This window comes from Pseudomonas sp. W15Feb34, assembly GCF_023127765.1.
In the GTDB taxonomy this organism is placed as follows: Bacteria; Pseudomonadota; Gammaproteobacteria; order Pseudomonadales; family Pseudomonadaceae; genus Aquipseudomonas; species Aquipseudomonas synxantha_A.
Map to the genome: position 1 here is coordinate 1 of NZ_SPKN01000006.1, position 19,544 is coordinate 19,544.

Annotated in this window: 15 protein-coding genes and 4 tRNA genes; all 19 read left to right on the forward strand. The window is 55.1% G+C overall.

All coding sequences use genetic code 11. The features are described from left to right. Positions 1-157 precede the first annotated feature (157 nt). Positions 158-1,117, forward strand: coding sequence for a bifunctional biotin--[acetyl-CoA-carboxylase] ligase/biotin operon repressor BirA (gene birA / locus E4O97_RS02885; protein ID WP_032879211.1), 960 nt, complete (start codon positions 158-160; stop codon positions 1,115-1,117). Next, positions 1,107-1,856: a pantothenate kinase gene (locus tag E4O97_RS02890; protein WP_078822464.1), complete on the forward strand. Its 750-nt coding sequence runs from the start codon at positions 1,107-1,109 to the stop codon at positions 1,854-1,856. The genes birA and E4O97_RS02890 overlap by 11 nt, the downstream gene beginning before the upstream one ends. 7 nt (positions 1,857-1,863) lie before the next feature. After that, positions 1,864-2,310 (forward strand): hypothetical protein, encoded by a 447-nt coding sequence (locus E4O97_RS02895; protein ID WP_005791992.1) that lies wholly within the window; start codon positions 1,864-1,866, stop codon positions 2,308-2,310. 142 nt (positions 2,311-2,452) lie between these two features. Then, positions 2,453-2,537, forward strand: a tRNA-Tyr gene (locus tag E4O97_RS02900). Positions 2,538-2,561: 24 nt separating this feature from the next. Then, positions 2,562-2,635, forward strand: a tRNA-Gly gene (locus E4O97_RS02905). A 26-nt stretch (positions 2,636-2,661) separates the two neighbouring features. Further along, positions 2,662-2,737, forward strand: a tRNA-Thr gene (locus E4O97_RS02910). Positions 2,738-2,900: 163 nt separating this feature from the next. Beyond that, positions 2,901-2,976 (forward strand) — tRNA-Trp (locus E4O97_RS02915). 45 nt (positions 2,977-3,021) lie between these two features. Continuing rightward, positions 3,022-3,390, forward strand: a complete 369-nt coding sequence (secE, locus tag E4O97_RS02920) for a preprotein translocase subunit SecE (RefSeq protein WP_005791990.1) — start codon at positions 3,022-3,024, stop codon at positions 3,388-3,390. Between the two features lie 9 nt (positions 3,391-3,399). Further along, positions 3,400-3,933, forward strand: coding sequence for a transcription termination/antitermination protein NusG (gene nusG, locus E4O97_RS02925; protein WP_003176436.1), 534 nt, complete (start codon positions 3,400-3,402; stop codon positions 3,931-3,933). A gap of 117 nt (positions 3,934-4,050) precedes the next feature. After that, on the forward strand, positions 4,051-4,482 hold the full coding sequence (gene rplK / locus E4O97_RS02930; RefSeq protein ID WP_003176435.1) for a 50S ribosomal protein L11: 432 nt from the start codon (positions 4,051-4,053) through the stop codon (positions 4,480-4,482). Next, positions 4,482-5,177 carry a 50S ribosomal protein L1 gene (gene rplA, locus E4O97_RS02935; RefSeq protein WP_003176434.1) on the forward strand — a complete coding sequence of 232 codons (696 nt, stop codon included), beginning with the start codon at positions 4,482-4,484 and terminating at the stop codon, positions 5,175-5,177. Before rplK ends, rplA begins: the two co-directional genes overlap by 1 nt. Before the next feature lie 199 nt (positions 5,178-5,376). Beyond that, positions 5,377-5,877, forward strand: a complete 501-nt coding sequence (gene rplJ / locus E4O97_RS02940; protein ID WP_003232405.1) for a 50S ribosomal protein L10 — start codon at positions 5,377-5,379, stop codon at positions 5,875-5,877. A 78-nt stretch (positions 5,878-5,955) separates the two neighbouring features. Beyond that, on the forward strand, positions 5,956-6,321 hold the full coding sequence (gene rplL / locus E4O97_RS02945) for a 50S ribosomal protein L7/L12 (protein WP_005791984.1): 366 nt from the start codon (positions 5,956-5,958) through the stop codon (positions 6,319-6,321). 219 nt (positions 6,322-6,540) lie between these two features. Then, on the forward strand, positions 6,541-10,614 hold the full coding sequence (rpoB, locus tag E4O97_RS02950) for a DNA-directed RNA polymerase subunit beta (RefSeq protein WP_019819139.1): 4,074 nt from the start codon (positions 6,541-6,543) through the stop codon (positions 10,612-10,614). Between the two features lie 64 nt (positions 10,615-10,678). Then, positions 10,679-14,878 (forward strand): DNA-directed RNA polymerase subunit beta', encoded by a 4,200-nt coding sequence (rpoC, locus tag E4O97_RS02955; protein ID WP_005791982.1) that lies wholly within the window; start codon positions 10,679-10,681, stop codon positions 14,876-14,878. Positions 14,879-15,094: 216 nt separating this feature from the next. Then, positions 15,095-15,466, forward strand: coding sequence for a 30S ribosomal protein S12 (gene rpsL, locus E4O97_RS02960; protein WP_002555494.1), 372 nt, complete (start codon positions 15,095-15,097; stop codon positions 15,464-15,466). Positions 15,467-15,584: 118 nt separating this feature from the next. Further along, positions 15,585-16,055 carry a 30S ribosomal protein S7 gene (rpsG, locus tag E4O97_RS02965; protein ID WP_002555493.1) on the forward strand — a complete coding sequence of 157 codons (471 nt, stop codon included), beginning with the start codon at positions 15,585-15,587 and terminating at the stop codon, positions 16,053-16,055. Between the two features lie 30 nt (positions 16,056-16,085). Further along, positions 16,086-18,191, forward strand: a complete 2,106-nt coding sequence (gene fusA, locus E4O97_RS02970; RefSeq protein ID WP_005791981.1) for an elongation factor G — start codon at positions 16,086-16,088, stop codon at positions 18,189-18,191. Positions 18,192-18,221: 30 nt separating this feature from the next. After that, positions 18,222-19,415: an elongation factor Tu gene (tuf, locus tag E4O97_RS02975; RefSeq protein WP_005791980.1), complete on the forward strand. Its 1,194-nt coding sequence runs from the start codon at positions 18,222-18,224 to the stop codon at positions 19,413-19,415. Positions 19,416-19,544: the final 129 nt, after the last annotated feature.

Here is a 19,544-nt window from a genome sequence, read left to right on the forward strand (position 1 = left end):
AGAACCCCTGTTTGCTAACGCAAACAGGGGTTTTGTTTTGGGCGGTCGAAAAAACTAAAAAACCATCGCTCACGTCCTGAGTGCAAACGCCCTGCGTTTCTATGCAATGACCTTACGCATGGCTATTATGCGTGCCTCATTGTGAGGCGATATTTGCATGCTGATGTTGTTGAAACTACTGAAAGACGGTCGATTCCATTCTGGAGAAGCGCTTGGCGCCGCCCTGGGCGTCAGTCGCAGCGCTGTGTGGAAGCAGCTTCAGCATCTTGAGGCAGAGTTAGGGCTGCCCATTCATAAGGTCCGAGGTCGTGGGTATCAATTGGCTGCGCCGTTGGTGTTCTTGAGTGCAGAGCAAATTTCCCTGAATGCGGCCTCTTTAACCTGGCCAGTTCATATTTTCGATTCCATCGACTCCACTAACGCCGAAGCTTTGCGTCTCGTTGACTCAGGGTGCGCAGCCCCCTTTGTCGTACTGTCGGAGCAGCAGACGGCTGGTAGGGGAAGGCGTGGTCGAAAATGGGTCAGTCCGTTTGCGCAAAATGTCTACTACAGCCTCGTGCTGCGCATTGAAGGTGGTCTGCGACAGTTGGAGGGGTTGAGTCTCGTAGTTGGCTTAGCCGTTATGCAGGCGTTGCGTGAGACCGGTGTACAGGGCGCGGCTTTGAAATGGCCAAACGACGTCTTGGTCGGGAGCAAGAAAATTTCTGGCATCTTGCTGGAGCTGGTGGGGGATCCTGCGGATATCTGTCACGTTGTCCTAGGGATAGGCATCAATGTGAATATGCAGAAAGCCGATGATGTGGATCAGCAATGGACTTCAATTCAGCTCGAGACCGGTTCTGCTATTGATCGCAACCAATTGGTGGCGCGTCTGGGGATGCAGTTGCAAGGCTATCTGGATCGACATAAGACTGCCGGTTTTGCCGGGCTGCAAGATGAGTGGGAGCGGCATCACTTGTGGCAGGGCAAGCCTGTGTCTCTCGTTGCTGGTGTTACCCAGATTGATGGGGTGGTGTTGGGCGTGGATCATCAGGGCGCGTTGCGCTTGAATGTCGATGGCGTCGAGAAAATATACAGCGGTGGTGAGTTAAGCCTGAGGTTGCGTGATGATTCTTGAGCTCGACTGTGGGAACAGCTTCATAAAGTGGCGCGTGCTTGAGGCGAGTGATGCAAGTGTCTCCGCCGAAGGCGTGGTGGGTTCGGATGATGCGTTGATTGAGAGCCTGATAGCGCTTCCTGGCCTTCTGCTCACGCGTTGTCGGTTAGTGAGTGTTCGAGCGCTTGAGGAAACCGACAAGCTGGTAGCGGCGTTGGTGAAGGCATTTGGCGTTACCGTTTCCTGTGCGGGTTCCGCGCGACAAATGGCCGGTGTGCACAATGGCTACGAAGAGTTCGAGCGGCTTGGGCTGGATCGTTGGTTGGCGATGCTGGGTGCATATAAGTTAGCGTCCGGCGCATGCGTAGTGCTCGATTTTGGTACGGCGGCGACCGCAGACTTTATTGATGTTGATGGTGAGCACTTGGGTGGGTTTATTTGCCCGGGCTTGCCACTTATGCGCAATCAGTTGCGAACCCATACGCGCAAGATACGTTATGACGATGCCGCGGCTGAGAGAGCTCTTGAGCGTCTCTCTCCTGGGCGGACGACCGTAGAGGCTGTCGAGCGCGGTTGTACGCTTATGCTAAGAGGGTTCGTGTTGACCCAGCTTGAATTGGCGAGAAGCTATTGGGGCGAGGATTTCACTGTCTTCCTGACGGGGGGGGATGCCGACCTGGTCAGGGATGCTGCACCTCAGGCTTGTTTGGTCCCGGACCTTGTGTTTGTTGGTTTGGCAATGGCGTGTCCTTTGTCTTGAGGTGATTATGCGCTGGCTGTTTTTGCTTTTACTTGTCCTCAATGTTTTCTACTACGTCTGGCATCAGCAAGAAGCTCCATTGCGTGCCAAGGACGTCACACCATTGAGTCTCTATCGTGGAACGCAGCAAGATATTCGGCTCCTGAGTGAGTCTGCCGACACGGTGGCGCGGCGTGATCGAGCAAGGGGGGCTGATGCACAAAGCACCTGTCTGTACATTGGTGGTTTCTCGGATCGTCACCAGGCGCTCTCTCTCGAGCAGCGGCTGACAAGCTTGGACATAAGGGTCAGGCTTCAATTGTTGAGCGCGCCTGAAGCCTCGGGTTACTGGTTGCGAGTAGCCCCTGAGAGTAGGCGCTTGGCTGACGATCTGCCCTTTGAAAGCCTTGCTAATGAATTCAATGAGTTAAAACATAAAATAATGCTGTGCGAAGGCATTGCAACTCTCGAATAGTTTGCATAGAATGGCGCCCGCTTCGCAGTGAAGACCTTTAAGGGCTTCAAGGTGAAACGAAGGTCAACGCAGCTAACCTCATATTTTTAATGAGAAAATGCTTGACAGAAGGCCGGCGTGATGTAGAATGCCGGCTCGCTTAGGAGGGGTTCCCGAGCGGCCAAAGGGATCAGACTGTAAATCTGACGTCTACGACTTCGAAGGTTCGAATCCTTCCCCCTCCACCATTTTTAGCGTGAGCTGCAAGCTCCGCGGGTATAGTTTAGTGGTAGAACCTCAGCCTTCCAAGCTGATGATGCGGGTTCGATTCCCGCTACCCGCTCCAAGTTTGCAGGTTGTGCAAGGTGTTTTGCTCTTGTAGCTCAGTTGGTAGAGCACACCCTTGGTAAGGGTGAGGTCAGCGGTTCAAATCCGCTCAAGAGCTCCATATAACAAGGCAGATATGAAAATATCTGCCTTTGTTTTAACAGCTGCCTCGGCTTGTATCGTGTTATGTCTGGCTGTGATTGTCAGGTGATTTCAAGTCTGTTGGGGTTGGTTGTTGTAAAGTCTTTTTCAGGCCTGCATAATGGTCGGCCTGATTTTGTTTTAGGTCAGTAGCTCAATTGGCAGAGCGACGGTCTCCAAAACCGTAGGTTGGGGGTTCGATTCCCTCCTGACCTGCCAGATTCACGTGGTGTGTCTGGCTTTCTTTTCACAGGATCTTCATAGATGACTCCTAAGGCTGAAGCTCAAAGCTCTCGTTTCGATCTGTTCAAGTGGCTCGCTGTAGTCGCCTTGGTGGTCGTAGGCGTTGTTGGCAATCAGTACTATTCTGCTTCGCCGATCCTGTACCGTGTCCTCGCATTGCTCGCCCTCGCTGCTGTAGCTGCCTTTGTAGGACTGCAGACTGCTAAAGGCAAGTCTTTCGCGGTCCTGGTAAAGGAAGCTCGCACCGAAATTCGTAAAGTCGTTTGGCCGACTCGCCAAGAAACCACGCAGACCACATTGATTGTTGTGGCTGTTGTTCTGGTTATGGCGTTGCTGTTGTGGGGGCTCGATTCCCTGCTCGGCTGGCTTGTTTCCTTGATTGTTGGCTAAGGGTGTCCCGTGGCTAAGCGTTGGTACGTTGTGCATGCTTACTCGGGTTACGAGAAGCATGTTATGCGCTCTTTGCTGGAGCGCGTAAAGCTGGCAGGCATGGAAGATGGCTTCGGCGAAATTCTGGTTCCCACTGAAGAAGTGGTTGAAATGCGGAATGGCCAGAAGCGCAAGAGTGAGCGCAAGTTCTTCCCTGGCTACGTGCTGGTACAGATGGACATGAATGAAGGTACTTGGCACTTGGTCAAGGACACTCCTCGTGTCATGGGTTTCATTGGCGGTACTGCTGATAAGCCTGCTCCGATCACTGACAAGGAGGCAGAAGCAATTCTGCGTCGTGTTGCTGACGGTAGCGACAAGCCCAAGCCGAAGACATTGTTCGAGCCGGGTGAGGTTGTTCGTGTTACAGATGGTCCTTTCGCTGATTTCAATGGCACCGTCGAAGAAGTTAACTACGAAAAGAGCCGGATCCAAGTGGCAGTGCTCATTTTCGGTCGCTCTACTCCGGTAGAGTTGGAGTTCAGCCAGGTCGAGAAGGTCTAGCTGAAAAAGCATCCCAACCCCGCAGCCTTAGGCTGTGGGGTTTTGTCGTCACTGGGATAAACGCGCAAGTAACCGGGGAGCCTTTCTAGGCGTTTGAACCCGTAATTGGAGTGCCTCATGGCCAAGAAGATTACCGCTTACATCAAGCTGCAAGTGAAGGCCGCTCAGGCCAACCCTAGCCCACCCGTCGGTCCAGCTCTGGGTCAGCACGGCGTGAACATCATGGAATTCTGCAAGGCCTTCAACGCCCGTACTCAGGGTCTTGAGCCAGGTCTGCCGACTCCAGTGATCATCACTGTATACAGCGACCGTAGCTTTACTTTCGAAACCAAGTCGACCCCGGCTTCGGTTTTGTTGAAGAAAGCTGCTGGTCTGACTAGCGGTTCCGCTCGTCCGAACACCGTTAAGGTTGGCACCGTAACTCGTGCTCAGCTGGAAGAAATCGCGAAAACCAAAAACGCGGATCTGACTGCAGCTGATATGGATGCAGCCGTGCGTACCATCGCCGGTTCTGCTCGTAGCATGGGCCTTAACGTGGAGGGTGTGTAATGGCTAAGCTGACCAAGCGCCAAAAGGCTATCGCCGGCAAAATCGAAGCAGGCAAGTCCTACAACTTCGTAGACGCTGCTGCTCTGCTGACCGAGCTGTCGACTGTCAAGTTCAGCGAGTCTGTTGACGTTGCTGTGAACCTGGGTGTTGACCCGCGTAAATCCGACCAGGTCGTTCGTAGCGCTACTGTGCTGCCACACGGTACTGGCAAGACTGTACGTGTTGCTGTCTTCACTCAGGGCCCGGCGGCTGAAGCTGCTCTGGCTGCCGGCGCTGATCGCGTTGGTATGGACGATCTGGCTGCCGAAATGAAAGGCGGCGATCTGAACTATGACGTCGTTATTGCTTCCCCGGATGCAATGCGCGTTGTAGGTCAGTTGGGTCAGATCCTGGGTCCACGTGGCCTGATGCCTAACCCTAAAGTCGGCACCGTAACGCCAGACGTAGCTACCGCGGTTAAAAACGCCAAGGCTGGTCAGGTTCGTTATCGCACCGACAAAAACGGCATCATTCACACCTCCGTTGGCAAGGTCGGCTTCGACGCCGTCAAGCTGAAGGAAAACGTTGAAGCCCTGATCGCTGATCTGAAGCGTATCAAGCCAGCTTCCTCGAAAGGCATCTACGTCAAGCGCGTTACCCTGAGCACCACTATGGGCCCAGGTCTGGTCATCGACCAAGGCTCGCTGGACGTATAAGACACAAATTGGCGCAAGCGATTGCGCCAATTGAAAGATTGGGGTCCCTGCCTGGCGGGGGCTATCCAAGACCGTAGGCGACGCAAGTCTTAAACCAACAAGCCTACGCAGATGGTGCTCCCGGTTCCTTACCGAATCAGACACCAAAACGACATCCGGCCTCGGCCAGATGAAACGGTAACAAGCAGGAGTTAAACCCGTGGCAATTAATCTCGAAGACAAGAAGGCCATCGTCGCTGAAGTCAACGAGGCTGCCAAAGCTGCTCTGTCCGCTGTCGTGGCTGATGCCCGTGGTGTGACAGTAGGCGCTATGACCGGACTCCGTAAAGAGGCTCGTGAAGCTGGCGTATACGTACGTGTTGTACGTAACACCCTGCTCAAGCGCGCTGTTGCTGACACTGAATACAGTGTTCTCAACGACGTGTTCACTGGCCCGACTCTGATCGCGTTCTCCAAGGACCATCCAGGCGCTGCTGCCCGTTTGTTCAAAGAGTTCGCCAAGAGTCAGGATAAGTTCGAGATCAAGGCAGCTGCGTTCGAGGGCAAGTTCCTCGCAGCTAACCAAATCGACGTACTGGCAACACTGCCGACCCGCGACGAAGCCATTTCGCAGCTGATGAGCGTGATTCAAGGCGCTACCAGCAAGCTGGCTCGTACTCTGGCTGCAGTTCGCGAGCAAAAAGAAGCTGCCGCAGCCTAAGGCTGAGCAACTTCTCTCGCGTATTTTTGTTTATTTCGATGGCCGCGTAGGCCGTCCCCCAATTCAGGAAATACAGCAATGTCTATCTCCCAAGACGATATCCTCAACGCCGTAGCTGAAATGTCGGTTCTGCAGGTTGTTGAGCTGATCAAAGCTTTCGAAGAAAAATTCGGCGTTTCCGCTGCCGCTGCTTCCGCTGGCCCAGCTGCTGCTGCTGCCGTTGTTGAAGAGCAAACCGAATTCAACGTCATGCTGACCGAAGCTGGCGAGAAGAAAGTAAACGTGATCAAGGCAGTACGTGAACTGACCGGTCTGGGCCTGAAAGAAGCCAAGGCTGTAGTTGACGGCGCTCCTGCCATGGTTCTGGAAGCTGTTGCCAAAGACGCAGCTGACAAAGCCAAAGCTACTCTGGAAGAAGCAGGCGCTAAAGTCGAGCTGAAGTAAGCATCGACCTTGCGTCTCCAGCCCAAGCGTTAAGCTGAAGGCTGATGGCTGGTGGCTCTTGCCACCGGCCTTTTTCCGTTCTTGGCTGTCGACTCGGTCGCCGCCATTAACGCGCTGTAGCCACCCGAAGCGGTGGTGCAAACCATGGGGTTTGCAAGATTTTCTGGCTGCTCCCGTCGGAGGGGCCAAACAAGCAGGTGACCAAGCTGGGGAACGCTGATGGCTTACTCATATACTGAGAAAAAACGTATCCGCAAGGACTTTAGCAAGTTGCCGGACGTCATGGATGTCCCGTACCTTCTGGCTATCCAGCTGGATTCGTATCGTGAATTCTTGCAGGCGGGAGCGACCAAAGATCAGTTCCGCGACGTGGGCCTGCATGCGGCCTTCAAATCCGTTTTCCCGATCATCAGCTACTCCGGCAATGCTGCGCTGGAGTACGTCGGTTATCGCCTGGGCGAACCGGCATTTGATGTCAAAGAATGCGTGTTGCGTGGCGTTACGTACGCCGTACCTTTGCGGGTAAAAGTCCGTCTGATCATTTTCGACAAAGAATCGTCGAACAAAGCGATCAAGGACATCAAAGAGCAAGAAGTCTACATGGGCGAAATCCCATTGATGACTGAAAACGGTACCTTCGTTATCAACGGTACCGAGCGTGTAATCGTTTCCCAGCTGCACCGTTCCCCGGGCGTGTTCTTCGACCACGACCGCGGCAAGACGCACAGCTCCGGCAAACTCCTGTACTCCGCGCGGATCATTCCGTACCGCGGTTCGTGGTTGGACTTCGAGTTCGACCCGAAAGACTGCGTGTTCGTGCGTATCGACCGTCGTCGCAAGCTGCCGGCCTCGGTACTGCTGCGCGCGCTCGGCTATACCACTGAGCAAGTGCTGGACGCTTTCTATACCACCAACGTATTCAGCCTGAAGGATGAAACCCTCAAGCTGGAGCTGATCGCTTCGCGTCTGCGTGGTGAAATTGCTGTCCTGGACATCCAGGATGAGAAAGGCAAGGTCATCGTTGAGGCTGGCCGTCGTATCACTGCGCGCCACATCAACCAGATCGAAAAGGCCGGTATCAAAGAGCTGGAAGTGCCTCTGGACTACGTCCTGGGTCGCACGACCGCCAAGGTCATCGTTCACCCGGCTACAGGCGAAATCCTGGCCGAGTGCAACACCGAGCTGAACACCGAAATCCTGGCGAAAATCGCCAAGGCCCAGGTTGTTCGCATCGAGACCTTGTACACCAACGATATCGACTGCGGTCCGTTCATCTCCGACACTCTGAAGATCGACTCCACCAGCAACCAATTGGAAGCGCTGGTCGAGATCTATCGCATGATGCGTCCTGGCGAGCCACCAACCAAAGACGCTGCCGAAACCCTGTTCAACAACCTGTTCTTCAGCCCTGAGCGCTATGACCTGTCTGCGGTCGGCCGGATGAAGTTCAACCGTCGTATCGGTCGTACCGAGATCGAAGGTTCGGGCGTGCTGTGCAAGGAAGACATCGTCGCGGTCCTGAAGACCCTGGTCGACATCCGTAACGGCAAAGGCATCGTCGATGACATCGACCACCTGGGTAACCGTCGTGTTCGCTGCGTAGGCGAAATGGCCGAGAACCAGTTCCGCGTTGGCCTGGTGCGTGTTGAGCGTGCGGTCAAAGAGCGTCTGTCGATGGCTGAAAGCGAAGGCCTGATGCCGCAAGACCTGATCAACGCCAAGCCAGTGGCTGCGGCGGTGAAAGAGTTCTTCGGTTCCAGCCAGCTTTCCCAGTTCATGGACCAGAACAACCCGCTGTCCGAGATCACCCACAAGCGCCGTGTATCCGCACTGGGCCCGGGCGGTCTGACCCGTGAGCGTGCTGGCTTCGAAGTTCGTGACGTACACCCGACGCACTACGGTCGTGTTTGCCCGATCGAAACGCCGGAAGGTCCGAACATTGGTCTGATCAACTCCCTGGCCGCTTATGCGCGTACCAACCAGTATGGCTTCCTCGAGAGCCCGTACCGTGTGGTGAAAGACGCTCTGGTCACCGACGAGATCGTGTTCCTGTCCGCCATCGAAGAAGCTGATCACGTGATCGCTCAGGCTTCGGCCACGATGAACGACAAGAAAGTCCTGATCGACGAGCTGGTAGCTGTTCGTCACTTGAACGAGTTCACCGTCAAGGCGCCGGAAGACGTCACCTTGATGGACGTTTCTCCGAAGCAGGTAGTTTCGGTTGCAGCGTCGCTGATCCCGTTCCTGGAGCACGATGACGCCAACCGTGCATTGATGGGTTCCAACATGCAGCGTCAAGCTGTACCGACCCTGCGTGCTGACAAGCCGCTGGTAGGTACCGGCATGGAGCGTAACGTAGCCCGTGACTCCGGCGTTTGCGTCGTGGCTCGTCGTGGCGGCGTTATCGACTCTGTTGATGCCAGCCGTATCGTGGTTCGTGTTGCCGATGACGAAGTAGAAACTGGCGAAGCCGGTGTCGACATCTACAACCTGACCAAATACACCCGCTCGAACCAGAACACCTGCATCAACCAGCGTCCGCTGGTGAGCAAGGGTGATCGCGTTCAGCGTAGCGACATCATGGCCGATGGCCCGTCCACCGACATGGGTGAACTGGCTCTGGGTCAGAACATGCGCATCGCGTTCATGGCATGGAACGGCTTCAACTTCGAAGACTCCATCTGCCTGTCCGAGCGTGTGGTTCAAGAAGACCGCTTCACCACGATCCACATTCAGGAACTGACCTGTGTGGCACGTGACACCAAGCTTGGTCCTGAGGAAATCACTGCAGACATCCCGAACGTGGGTGAAGCTGCACTGAACAAGCTGGACGAAGCCGGTATCGTTTACGTAGGTGCTGAAGTTGGCGCAGGCGACATCCTGGTGGGTAAGGTCACTCCGAAAGGCGAGACCCAACTGACTCCGGAAGAGAAGCTGCTGCGTGCCATCTTCGGTGAAAAAGCCAGCGACGTTAAAGACACCTCCCTGCGTGTACCTACCGGTACCAAAGGTACTGTCATCGACGTACAGGTCTTCACCCGTGACGGCGTTGAGCGTGATGCTCGTGCACTGTCCATCGAGAAGACCCAGCTCGACGAGATCCGCAAGGACCTGAACGAAGAGTTCCGTATCGTTGAAGGCGCGACCTTCGAACGCCTGCGCTCCGCTCTGGTAGGCCACAAGGCCGAAGGCGGCGCAGGTCTGAAGAAAGGTCAGGACATCACCGACGAAATTCTCGACGGTCTTGAGCACGGCCAGTGGTTCAAACTGCGCATGGCTGAAGACGCTCTGAACGAGCAGCTCGAGAAGGCCCAGGCCTACATCGTTGATCGCCGCCGTCTGCTGGACGACAAGTTCGAAGACAAGAAGCGCAAACTGCAGCAGGGCGATGACCTGGCTCCAGGCGTGCTGAAAATCGTCAAGGTTTACCTGGCAATCCGTCGCCGCATCCAGCCGGGCGACAAGATGGCCGGTCGTCACGGTAACAAAGGTGTGGTCTCCGTGATCATGCCGGTTGAAGACATGCCGCACGATGCCAATGGCACCCCGGTCGACGTCGTCCTCAACCCGTTGGGCGTACCTTCGCGTATGAACGTTGGTCAGATCCTTGAAACCCACCTGGGCCTCGCGGCCAAAGGTCTGGGCGAGAAGATCAACCGTATGATCGAAGAGCAGCGCAAGGTCGCAGACCTGCGCAAGTTCCTGCACGAGATCTACAACGAGATCGGCGGTCGCAACGAAGAGCTGGATACCTTCTCCGACCAGGAAATCCTGGATCTGGCGAAGAACCTGCGCGGCGGCGTTCCAATGGCTACCCCGGTGTTCGACGGTGCCAAGGAAAGCGAAATCAAGGCCATGCTGAAACTGGCAGACTTGCCGGAAAGCGGCCAGATGCAGCTGTTCGACGGTCGTACCGGCAACAAGTTCGAGCGCCCGGTTACTGTTGGCTACATGTACATGCTGAAGCTGAACCACTTGGTAGACGACAAGATGCACGCTCGTTCTACTGGTTCGTACAGCCTGGTTACCCAGCAGCCGCTGGGTGGTAAGGCTCAGTTCGGTGGTCAGCGTTTCGGGGAGATGGAGGTCTGGGCACTGGAAGCATACGGTGCTGCATACACTCTGCAAGAAATGCTCACAGTGAAGTCGGACGATGTGAACGGTCGTACCAAGATGTACAAAAACATCGTGGACGGCGATCACCGTATGGAGCCGGGCATGCCCGAGTCCTTCAACGTGTTGATCAAAGAAATTCGTTCCCTCGGCATCGATATCGATCTGGAAACCGAATAACACGTGACGCGAATCGAGAGCGTGGCCGTTTGGTCCGCTCTCTGCTCCGCCAGGAGGAAAGGCCTTGAAAGACCTACTGAATTTGCTGAAAAACCAGGGTCAAGTCGAAGAGTTCGACGCCATCCGTATTGGATTGGCATCGCCTGAGATGATCCGTTCGTGGTCGTTCGGTGAAGTTAAAAAGCCGGAAACCATCAACTACCGTACGTTCAAACCTGAGCGTGACGGCCTGTTCTGCGCCAAGATCTTTGGCCCGGTAAAGGATTACGAGTGCCTGTGCGGTAAGTACAAGCGCTTGAAGCACCGTGGTGTGATCTGCGAGAAGTGCGGCGTTGAAGTCGCACTGGCCAAGGTTCGTCGTGAGCGTATGGCGCACATCGAACTGGCTTCGCCGGTTGCCCACATCTGGTTCCTGAAATCGCTGCCGTCCCGTATCGGCTTGCTGATGGACATGACTCTGCGTGATATCGAACGCGTTCTCTACTTCGAGAGCTATGTCGTTATCGATCCAGGCATGACCACCCTTGAAAAGGGTCAGCTGCTGAACGACGAGCAGTACTTCGAAGCGCTGGAAGAGTTCGGTGATGATTTCGATGCCCGTATGGGTGCCGAAGCTGTCCGCGAGCTGCTGCACGCTATCGACCTGGAGCACGAGATTGGCCGTCTGCGCGAAGAAATTCCGCAAACCAACTCCGAAACCAAGATCAAGAAGCTGTCCAAGCGTCTGAAGTTGATGGAAGCCTTCCAGGGTTCCGGCAACTTGCCAGAGTGGATGGTGCTGACCGTTCTGCCGGTTCTGCCGCCAGACCTGCGTCCGCTGGTACCGCTGGACGGTGGTCGTTTCGCGACGTCCGACCTCAACGACCTGTATCGCCGCGTGATCAACCGTAACAACCGCTTGAAGCGCCTGCTTGACCTGTCCGCTCCGGACATCATCGTGCGCAACGAAAAGCGTATGTTGCAGGAAGCTGTCGATGCCTTGCTCGACAACGGTCGTCGTGGCCGCGCTATCACCGGTTCCAACAAGCGTCCTCTGAAATCCTTGGCTGACATGATCAAGGGTAAGCAAGGTCGTTTCCGTCAGAACTTGCTCGGTAAGCGTGTTGACTACTCCGGTCGTTCGGTAATTACCGTAGGCCCGACCCTGCGTCTGCACCAGTGCGGTCTGCCCAAGAAGATGGCACTTGAGCTGTTCAAGCCATTCATCTTCGGCAAGCTGGAAATGCGCGGTCTCGCGACCACCATCAAAGCGGCCAAGAAAATGGTCGAGCGCGAACTGCCAGAGGTTTGGGACGTTCTCGCCGAGGTGATCCGCGAACACCCGGTTCTCCTCAACCGTGCACCGACCCTTCACCGTCTGGGTATCCAGGCGTTTGAACCAGTACTGATCGAAGGTAAGGCTATTCAGCTGCACCCGCTGGTCTGTGCTGCGTACAACGCCGACTTCGACGGCGACCAAATGGCCGTGCACGTACCGCTGACACTGGAAGCCCAGTTGGAAGCGCGCGCGTTGATGATGTCGACCAACAACATTCTGTCGCCAGCCAACGGTGAGCCAATCATCGTTCCGTCGCAGGACGTTGTATTGGGTCTGTACTACATGACCCGTGAAGCGATCAATGCCAAGGGCGAAGGTCGTGTGTTCGCTGACCTGCAGGAAGTTGACCGTGTGTTCCGTGCCGGCGAAGCCGCACTGCACGCCAAGGTCAAAGTGCGGATCAACGAAACCGTCAATGACCGTGACGGCGGCAGCGTGAGCAACACCCGTATCGTCGACACCACTGTCGGCCGTGCGCTGTTGTACCAGGTTGTGCCAAAAGGTCTGTCGTACGATGTCGTCAACCTGCCGATGAAGAAGAAGGCGATCTCCAAGCTGATCAACCAGTGCTACCGCGTGGTTGGTTTGAAAGAGACCGTTATCTTCGCTGACCAGTTGATGTACACAGGTTTCGCTTACTCCACTATCTCCGGCGTTTCCATCGGCGTTAACGACTTCGTTATCCCGGATGAAAAAGCTCGCATCATCAGTGCCGCCACTGACGAAGTGAAAGAGATCGAGAGCCAATACGCCTCCGGCCTGGTAACCCAGGGCGAGAAGTACAACAAGGTGATCGACCTTTGGTCCAAGGCGAACGACGAAGTTTCCAAGGCGATGATGGCCAACCTCTCGAAAGAGAAAGTCATCGACCGTCACGGCGACGAAGTTGACCAGGAATCCTTCAACTCGATGTACATGATGGCCGACTCGGGCGCACGGGGTTCTGCTGCGCAGATCCGTCAGCTCGCCGGTATGCGTGGCCTGATGGCCAAGCCGGATGGCTCCATCATCGAAACGCCGATCACTGCGAACTTCCGTGAAGGTTTGAGCGTACTTCAGTACTTCATCTCCACTCACGGTGCTCGTAAGGGGCTTGCGGATACCGCGTTGAAAACCGCTAACTCCGGTTACCTGACTCGCCGTCTGGTAGACGTTGCACAAGATCTGGTTGTAACCGAGATCGATTGCGGCACCGAGCACGGCCTGCTGATGACTCCGCACATTGAAGGCGGTGACGTTGTAGAGCCGCTGGGTGAGCGCGTATTGGGTCGTGTGATTGCCCGTGACGTGTTCAAGCCAGGTACCGAGGAAGTTATCGTTCCTGCTGGCACCCTGGTTGACGAAAAGTGGGTCGAGTTCATCGAACTCAACAGCATCGACGAAGTGATCGTTCGCTCGCCGATCAGCTGCGAAACCCGCTATGGCATTTGCGCCAAGTGCTACGGCCGTGACTTGGCTCGTGGTCACCAGGTAAACATCGGTGAAGCGGTCGGCGTTATCGCTGCCCAGTCCATCGGTGAACCGGGTACCCAGCTGACCATGCGTACGTTCCACATCGGTGGTGCGGCAAGCCGGACCTCCGCAGCCGACAGTGTTCAGGTGAAGAATGGCGGTACCGTCCGCCTGCACAACCTCAAGCACGTTGAGCGAGTGGATGGCCACCTGGTTGCTGTGTCCCGTTCCGGTGAGCTGGCAATCGCTGATGACTACGGTCGTGAGCGCGAGCGTTACAAGCTGCCGTACGGTGCTGTGATTTCGGTTAAAGAAGGTGACAAGGTCGACGCTGGCGCAATCGTGGCCAAGTGGGATCCGCACACTCACCCAATCGTTACCGAAATGAAAGGTACCGTGACCTACGTGGGCATGGAAGAAGGCATCACGATCAAGCGTCAGACTGACGAATTGACCGGTATGACCAACATTGAAGTACTCGACGCCAAAGATCGTCCAGCTGCCGGTAAAGACATCCGTCCTGCCGTGAAGATGGTTGATGACAACGGCAAGGATCTGTTGCTGCCAGGCACTGACGTAATCGCTCAGTACTTCCTGCCAGCCAACGCCCTGGTCGGTGTAGCGGATGGTGCGAAGATCGCGATCGGTGATGTTATCGCGCGTATCCCGCAAGAAACTTCGAAGACCCGTGACATCACCGGTGGTCTGCCGCGTGTTGCCGACTTGTTCGAAGCTCGTCGTCCGAAAGAAGCGTCGATTCTGGCTGAAGTCAGCGGCACCATCGCGTTCGGTAAAGAAACCAAAGGCAAGCGCCGTCTGGTCATTACTCCGAACGACGGTAGCGATCCGTATGAAGAGCTGATTCCGAAGTGGCGTCACCTGAACGTGTTCGAAGGCGAACAGGTAAACCGCGGTGAAGTTATCTCCGACGGCCCGAGCGATCCACACGACATCCTGCGTCTGCTGGGTGTGAGTGCTCTGGCCAAGTACATCGTTAACGAGATCCAGGACGTTTACCGTCTGCAAGGCGTGAAGATCAACGACAAGCACATCGAGACCATCCTGCGTCAGATGCTGCGTAAAGTTGAAATCGCTGAATCCGGCGATTCCAGTTTCATCAAGGGCGACCAGATGGAACTGACTCACGTACTGGTAGAAAACGAGCGCCTGGCGAACGAAGAGAAATTCGTTTCCAAGTTCACTCGCGTGCTGCTGGGTATCACCAAGGCGTCGTTGTCCACTGAGTCGTTCATCTCGGCGGCCTCCTTCCAGGAGACCACTCGCGTACTGACCGAAGCAGCGGTAACCGGCAAGCGCGATTACCTGCGCGGCCTGAAAGAAAACGTGGTCGTGGGTCGTCTGATCCCGGCGGGTACCGGTTTGGCTTACCACAGCGAGCGTAAGCGTCGCCGTGATGCTGACAAGCCGCTGCGCGTGAGCGCCAGTGAAGTGGAAGCTGCACTGACCGAAGCACTGAACTCAAGCGGTAACTGAGTTCTGCGATAGATGAGTCTGGGCCCTGACACTCCCGTTCGTCGGATCGAGGCATTTTTGCCCCGGTTCGGCGCGAGGGGAGGTCGGGGCCTTGCCTTGACTGGGGACAAGATCCTCTTTAGACTCTTGTACCCCTAAATTTGGCGGGAATTCGTTCCTGCCATTTTGCTTTTCTTGCAAGACAATAGCGTCGCAAGACAACAGTGGAGCTAGTAGATGGCAACTATCAACCAGCTGGTACGTCAGCCGCGTAAGCGTATCGTCGAGAAATCCGACGTACCTGCGCTGCAGAACTGCCCGCAACGTCGTGGCGTATGCACCCGTGTGTATACCACCACGCCGAAAAAACCTAACTCGGCACTGCGTAAAGTATGCCGTGTGCGTCTGACCAACGGTTTCGAGGTTTCCTCGTACATCGGCGGTGAAGGCCACAACCTGCAAGAGCACAGCGTGGTACTGATCCGCGGCGGTCGTGTAAAAGACTTGCCAGGTGTTCGTTATCACACCGTACGCGGCTCCTTGGATACTTCCGGCGTTAAAGGTCGTAACCAGGGTCGTTCGAAGTACGGTACCAAGAAGCCTAAGTAGTAGCGGCTTTTTGTAAACCTGAATCATCTTATTTTCTGAGTCGATAAGAGTAAGGTCGGAGGCGTCCCGAAAGGGCACCGATTCCGAGCGAACCTGAAGACCGTTTGAGGGCTTATCCATGCCAAGAAGACGCGTAGCAGCCAAGCGCGAAGTGCTTGACGATCCAAAATACGGAAGCCAAATTCTGGCCAAGTTCATGAACCACGTGATGGAAAGCGGCAAAAAAGCCGTTGCCGAGCGTATCGTTTATGGCGCGCTGGAAAAGGTTAAAGAACGCAAGAACAGCGACCCCCTGGAAATCTTCGAGAAAGCTCTCGACGCCATCGCTCCGCTGGTCGAAGTGAAGTCGCGCCGTGTAGGCGGTGCTACTTACCAGGTTCCGGTTGAAGTTCGCCCGTCCCGTCGTAACGCTCTGGCAATGCGCTGGTTGGTAGACTTCGCCCGTAAGCGCGGCGAGAAGTCTATGGCTCTGCGTTTGGCCGGCGAACTGTTGGACGCTGCTGAAGGTAAAGGTGCTGCTGTTAAGAAGCGTGAAGACGTGCACCGTATGGCTGAAGCTAACAAAGCTTTCTCGCACTACCGCTTCTAATTTTAGCTTCACTAATTTTGCGAGGGCTTTATGGCTCGTACTACTCCGATTAGCCGCTACCGTAACATCGGTATCGTCGCTCACGTGGATGCTGGTAAAACCACCACCACCGAGCGCGTACTGTTTTACACCGGCAAAAGTCACAAAATGGGCGAGGTGCATGACGGCGCCGCGACCACAGACTGGATGGTTCAGGAGCAGGAGCGTGGTATTACCATTACTTCTGCTGCTATTACCGCCTTCTGGAAAGGTTCCGAGAAGCAGTACAAAGACGAGCATCGCTTCAACGTAATCGATACCCCGGGCCACGTAGACTTCACTATTGAAGTTGAGCGTTCCCTGCGTGTACTCGACGGCGCTGTCGTTGTGTTCTGCGGCACCTCGGGTGTTGAGCCTCAGTCGGAAACCGTATGGCGTCAAGCCAACAAGTACGGTGTTCCACGTCTTGTTTATGTAAACAAGATGGACCGTGCTGGCGCCAACTTCCTGCGCGTGATCGGTCAGATCAAGCAGCGTCTGGGTCACACTCCGGTGCCTATCCAGTTGGCGATCGGTTCTGAAGATAACTTCCAGGGTCAGATTGATCTGATCAATATGGAAGCTGTCTACTGGAACGATTCCGATAAAGGTATGGTTCCTGTTCGCAAGCCTATCCCTGAAGAGCTTCAGGAACTGGCTGACGAGTGGCGCAACAACATGGTTGAGGCTGCGGCTGAAGCCAGCGAAGAGCTGATGAACAAGTACCTCGAAGGTGAAGAGCTCACCAACGTGGAAATCAAGGCCGCTCTGCGTCAGCGTACTATCGCTGGTGAGATCGTCTTGGCTGTTTGCGGTTCTTCCTTCAAGAACAAGGGTGTTCCCCTGGTTCTCGACGCCGTTATCGACTACCTGCCTGCTCCAACCGACATTCCTGCTATCAAGGGTACCAACCCTGATAACGAGGAAGAAGAGATGGAGCGTCATGCTGACGACAACGAGCCGTTCTCGGCTCTGGCGTTCAAGATCGCTACAGACCCATTCGTGGGTACTTTGACCTTCGTTCGCGTTTACTCGGGCGTGTTGGCCTCCGGCGACGGCGTGATCAACTCGGTTAAAGGCAAGAAAGAGCGCGTGGGCCGTATGGTGCAAATGCACGCAAACGCTCGCGAAGAGATCAAGGAAGTACGCGCTGGTGACATCGCGGCCCTGATCGGCATGAAGGACGTCACCACTGGTGAGACTTTGTGCGACGCTGCCAAGCCAATCATCCTGGTTCGCATGGACTTCCCGGAGCCGGTTATCTCGGTTGCCGTAGAGCCTAAGACCAAGGATGACCAGGAAAAAATGGGTATCGCTCTGGGCAAGCTTGCTCAGGAAGATCCATCTTTCCGCGTCAAGACTGATGAAGAGACTGGTCAAACGATCATCTCTGGCATGGGCGAGCTGCACCTGGACATCCTGGTTGACCGGATGCGCCGTGAGTTCAACGTCGAAGCCAACATCGGTAAGCCTCAGGTTTCCTATCGTGAGCGCATCACGAAGAACTGTGAAATCGAAGGCAAGTTCGTTCGTCAATCCGGCGGTCGTGGTCAGTTCGGTCACTGCTGGATCCGTTTTGCTCCTGCTGACGAAGGTCAGGAAGGTCTGCAATTCGTGAACGAAGTAGTAGGTGGTGTGGTTCCTAAGGAATACATCCCTGCTATCCAGAAGGGTATCGAAGAGCAGATGAAGAACGGTGTTGTTGCCGGCTATCCGCTGATCGGCCTGAAAGCAACCGTTTTTGACGGTTCTTACCACGACGTCGACTCCAACGAGATGGCGTTTAAGGTGGCTGCTTCCATGGCAACCAAGCAACTGGCCCAGAAGGGCGGTGGTGAGTTGCTTGAGCCAATCATGGCGGTAGAAGTTGTTACACCTGAAGACTATATGGGTGATGTCATGGGCGACCTTAACCGTCGTCGCGGCATGATCTTGGGTATGGAAGACACGGTTTCCGGCAAAGTGATTCGCGCCGAGGTTCCGTTGGGTGAGATGTTCGGTTATGCGACCGACGTTCGCTCCATGTCCCAGGGTCGCGCAAGCTACTCTATGGAATTCAAAAAATACAACACAGCTCCGGCGCACATCGCTGAAACTGTATCCAAAAAACAAGGCTGATTCAGTCCTTTAGGCAAGGAGTTAATTGTCGTGGCTAAAGAAAAATTTGATCGTTCCCTACCGCACGTAAACGTTGGCACCATCGGCCACGTTGACCACGGTAAAACCACTCTGACCGCTGCTCTGACTCGCGTCTGCTCCGAAGTTTTCGGTTCGGCTCGTGTTGACTTCGACAAGATCGACAGCGCACCAGAAGAAAAAGCTCGTGGTATCACCATCAACACCGCGCACGTTGAGTACAACTCGACTATTCGTCACTACGCTCACGTTGACTGCCCAGGTCACGCTGACTATGTGAAGAACATGATCACTGGTGCTGCCCAGATGGACGGCGCGATCCTGGTTTGCTCGGCCGCTGATGGTCCGATGCCACAAACCCGTGAGCACATCCTGCTGTCCCGCCAGGTTGGCGTTCCGTACATCGTGGTTTTCCTGAACAAGGCTGACCTGGTAGACGACGCTGAGCTGCTGGAACTGGTTGAGATGGAAGTGCGCGATCTGCTGAGCACTTACGACTTCCCAGGTGACGACACTCCGATCATCATCGGTTCTGCTCGTATGGCTCTGGAAGGCAACGACGAAAACGAAATGGGCACCACTGCCGTTCGTAAACTGGTTGAAACTCTGGACAGCTACATCCCAGAACCAGTTCGTCTGACCGACAAGCCGTTCCTGATGCCAATCGAAGACGTATTCTCGATCTCCGGTCGCGGTACTGTTGTGACTGGTCGTATCGAGCGCGGTATCGTTCGCGTTCAGGATCCATTGGAAATCGTTGGTCTGCGTGACACTACCGTCACCACCTGCACCGGTGTTGAAATGTTCCGCAAGCTGCTCGACGAAGGTCGTGCTGGCGAGAACTGCGGCGTTCTGCTGCGTGGTACCAAGCGTGACGACGTTGAGCGTGGCCAGGTTCTGGTTAAGCCAGGTTCGGTCAAGCCGCACACCAAGTTCACCGCAGAAGTTTATGTTCTGAGCAAAGAAGAAGGCGGCCGTCATACTCCGTTCTTCAAAGGCTACCGTCCACAGTTCTACTTCCGTACTACTGACGTGACCGGTAACTGCGAATTGCCAGAAGGCGTTGAAATGGTAATGCCAGGTGACAACATTCAAATGACTGTTACCCTGATCAAAACCATCGCAATGGAAGACGGTCTGCGCTTCGCAATCCGTGAAGGCGGCCGTACCGTTGGTGCTGGCGTTGTAGCTAAAATCATCGAGTAATCTCTCTTTTGAGTGAGCTTTGATGTTTTGAGAAAGCCCCCGCTTAGCGGGGGCTTTTTTATTGGGTTGACACCTATCTAGGGCGTCTATAGAATTGCGCCTCCTTTTAACGGGCGTATTGCGCCCGGT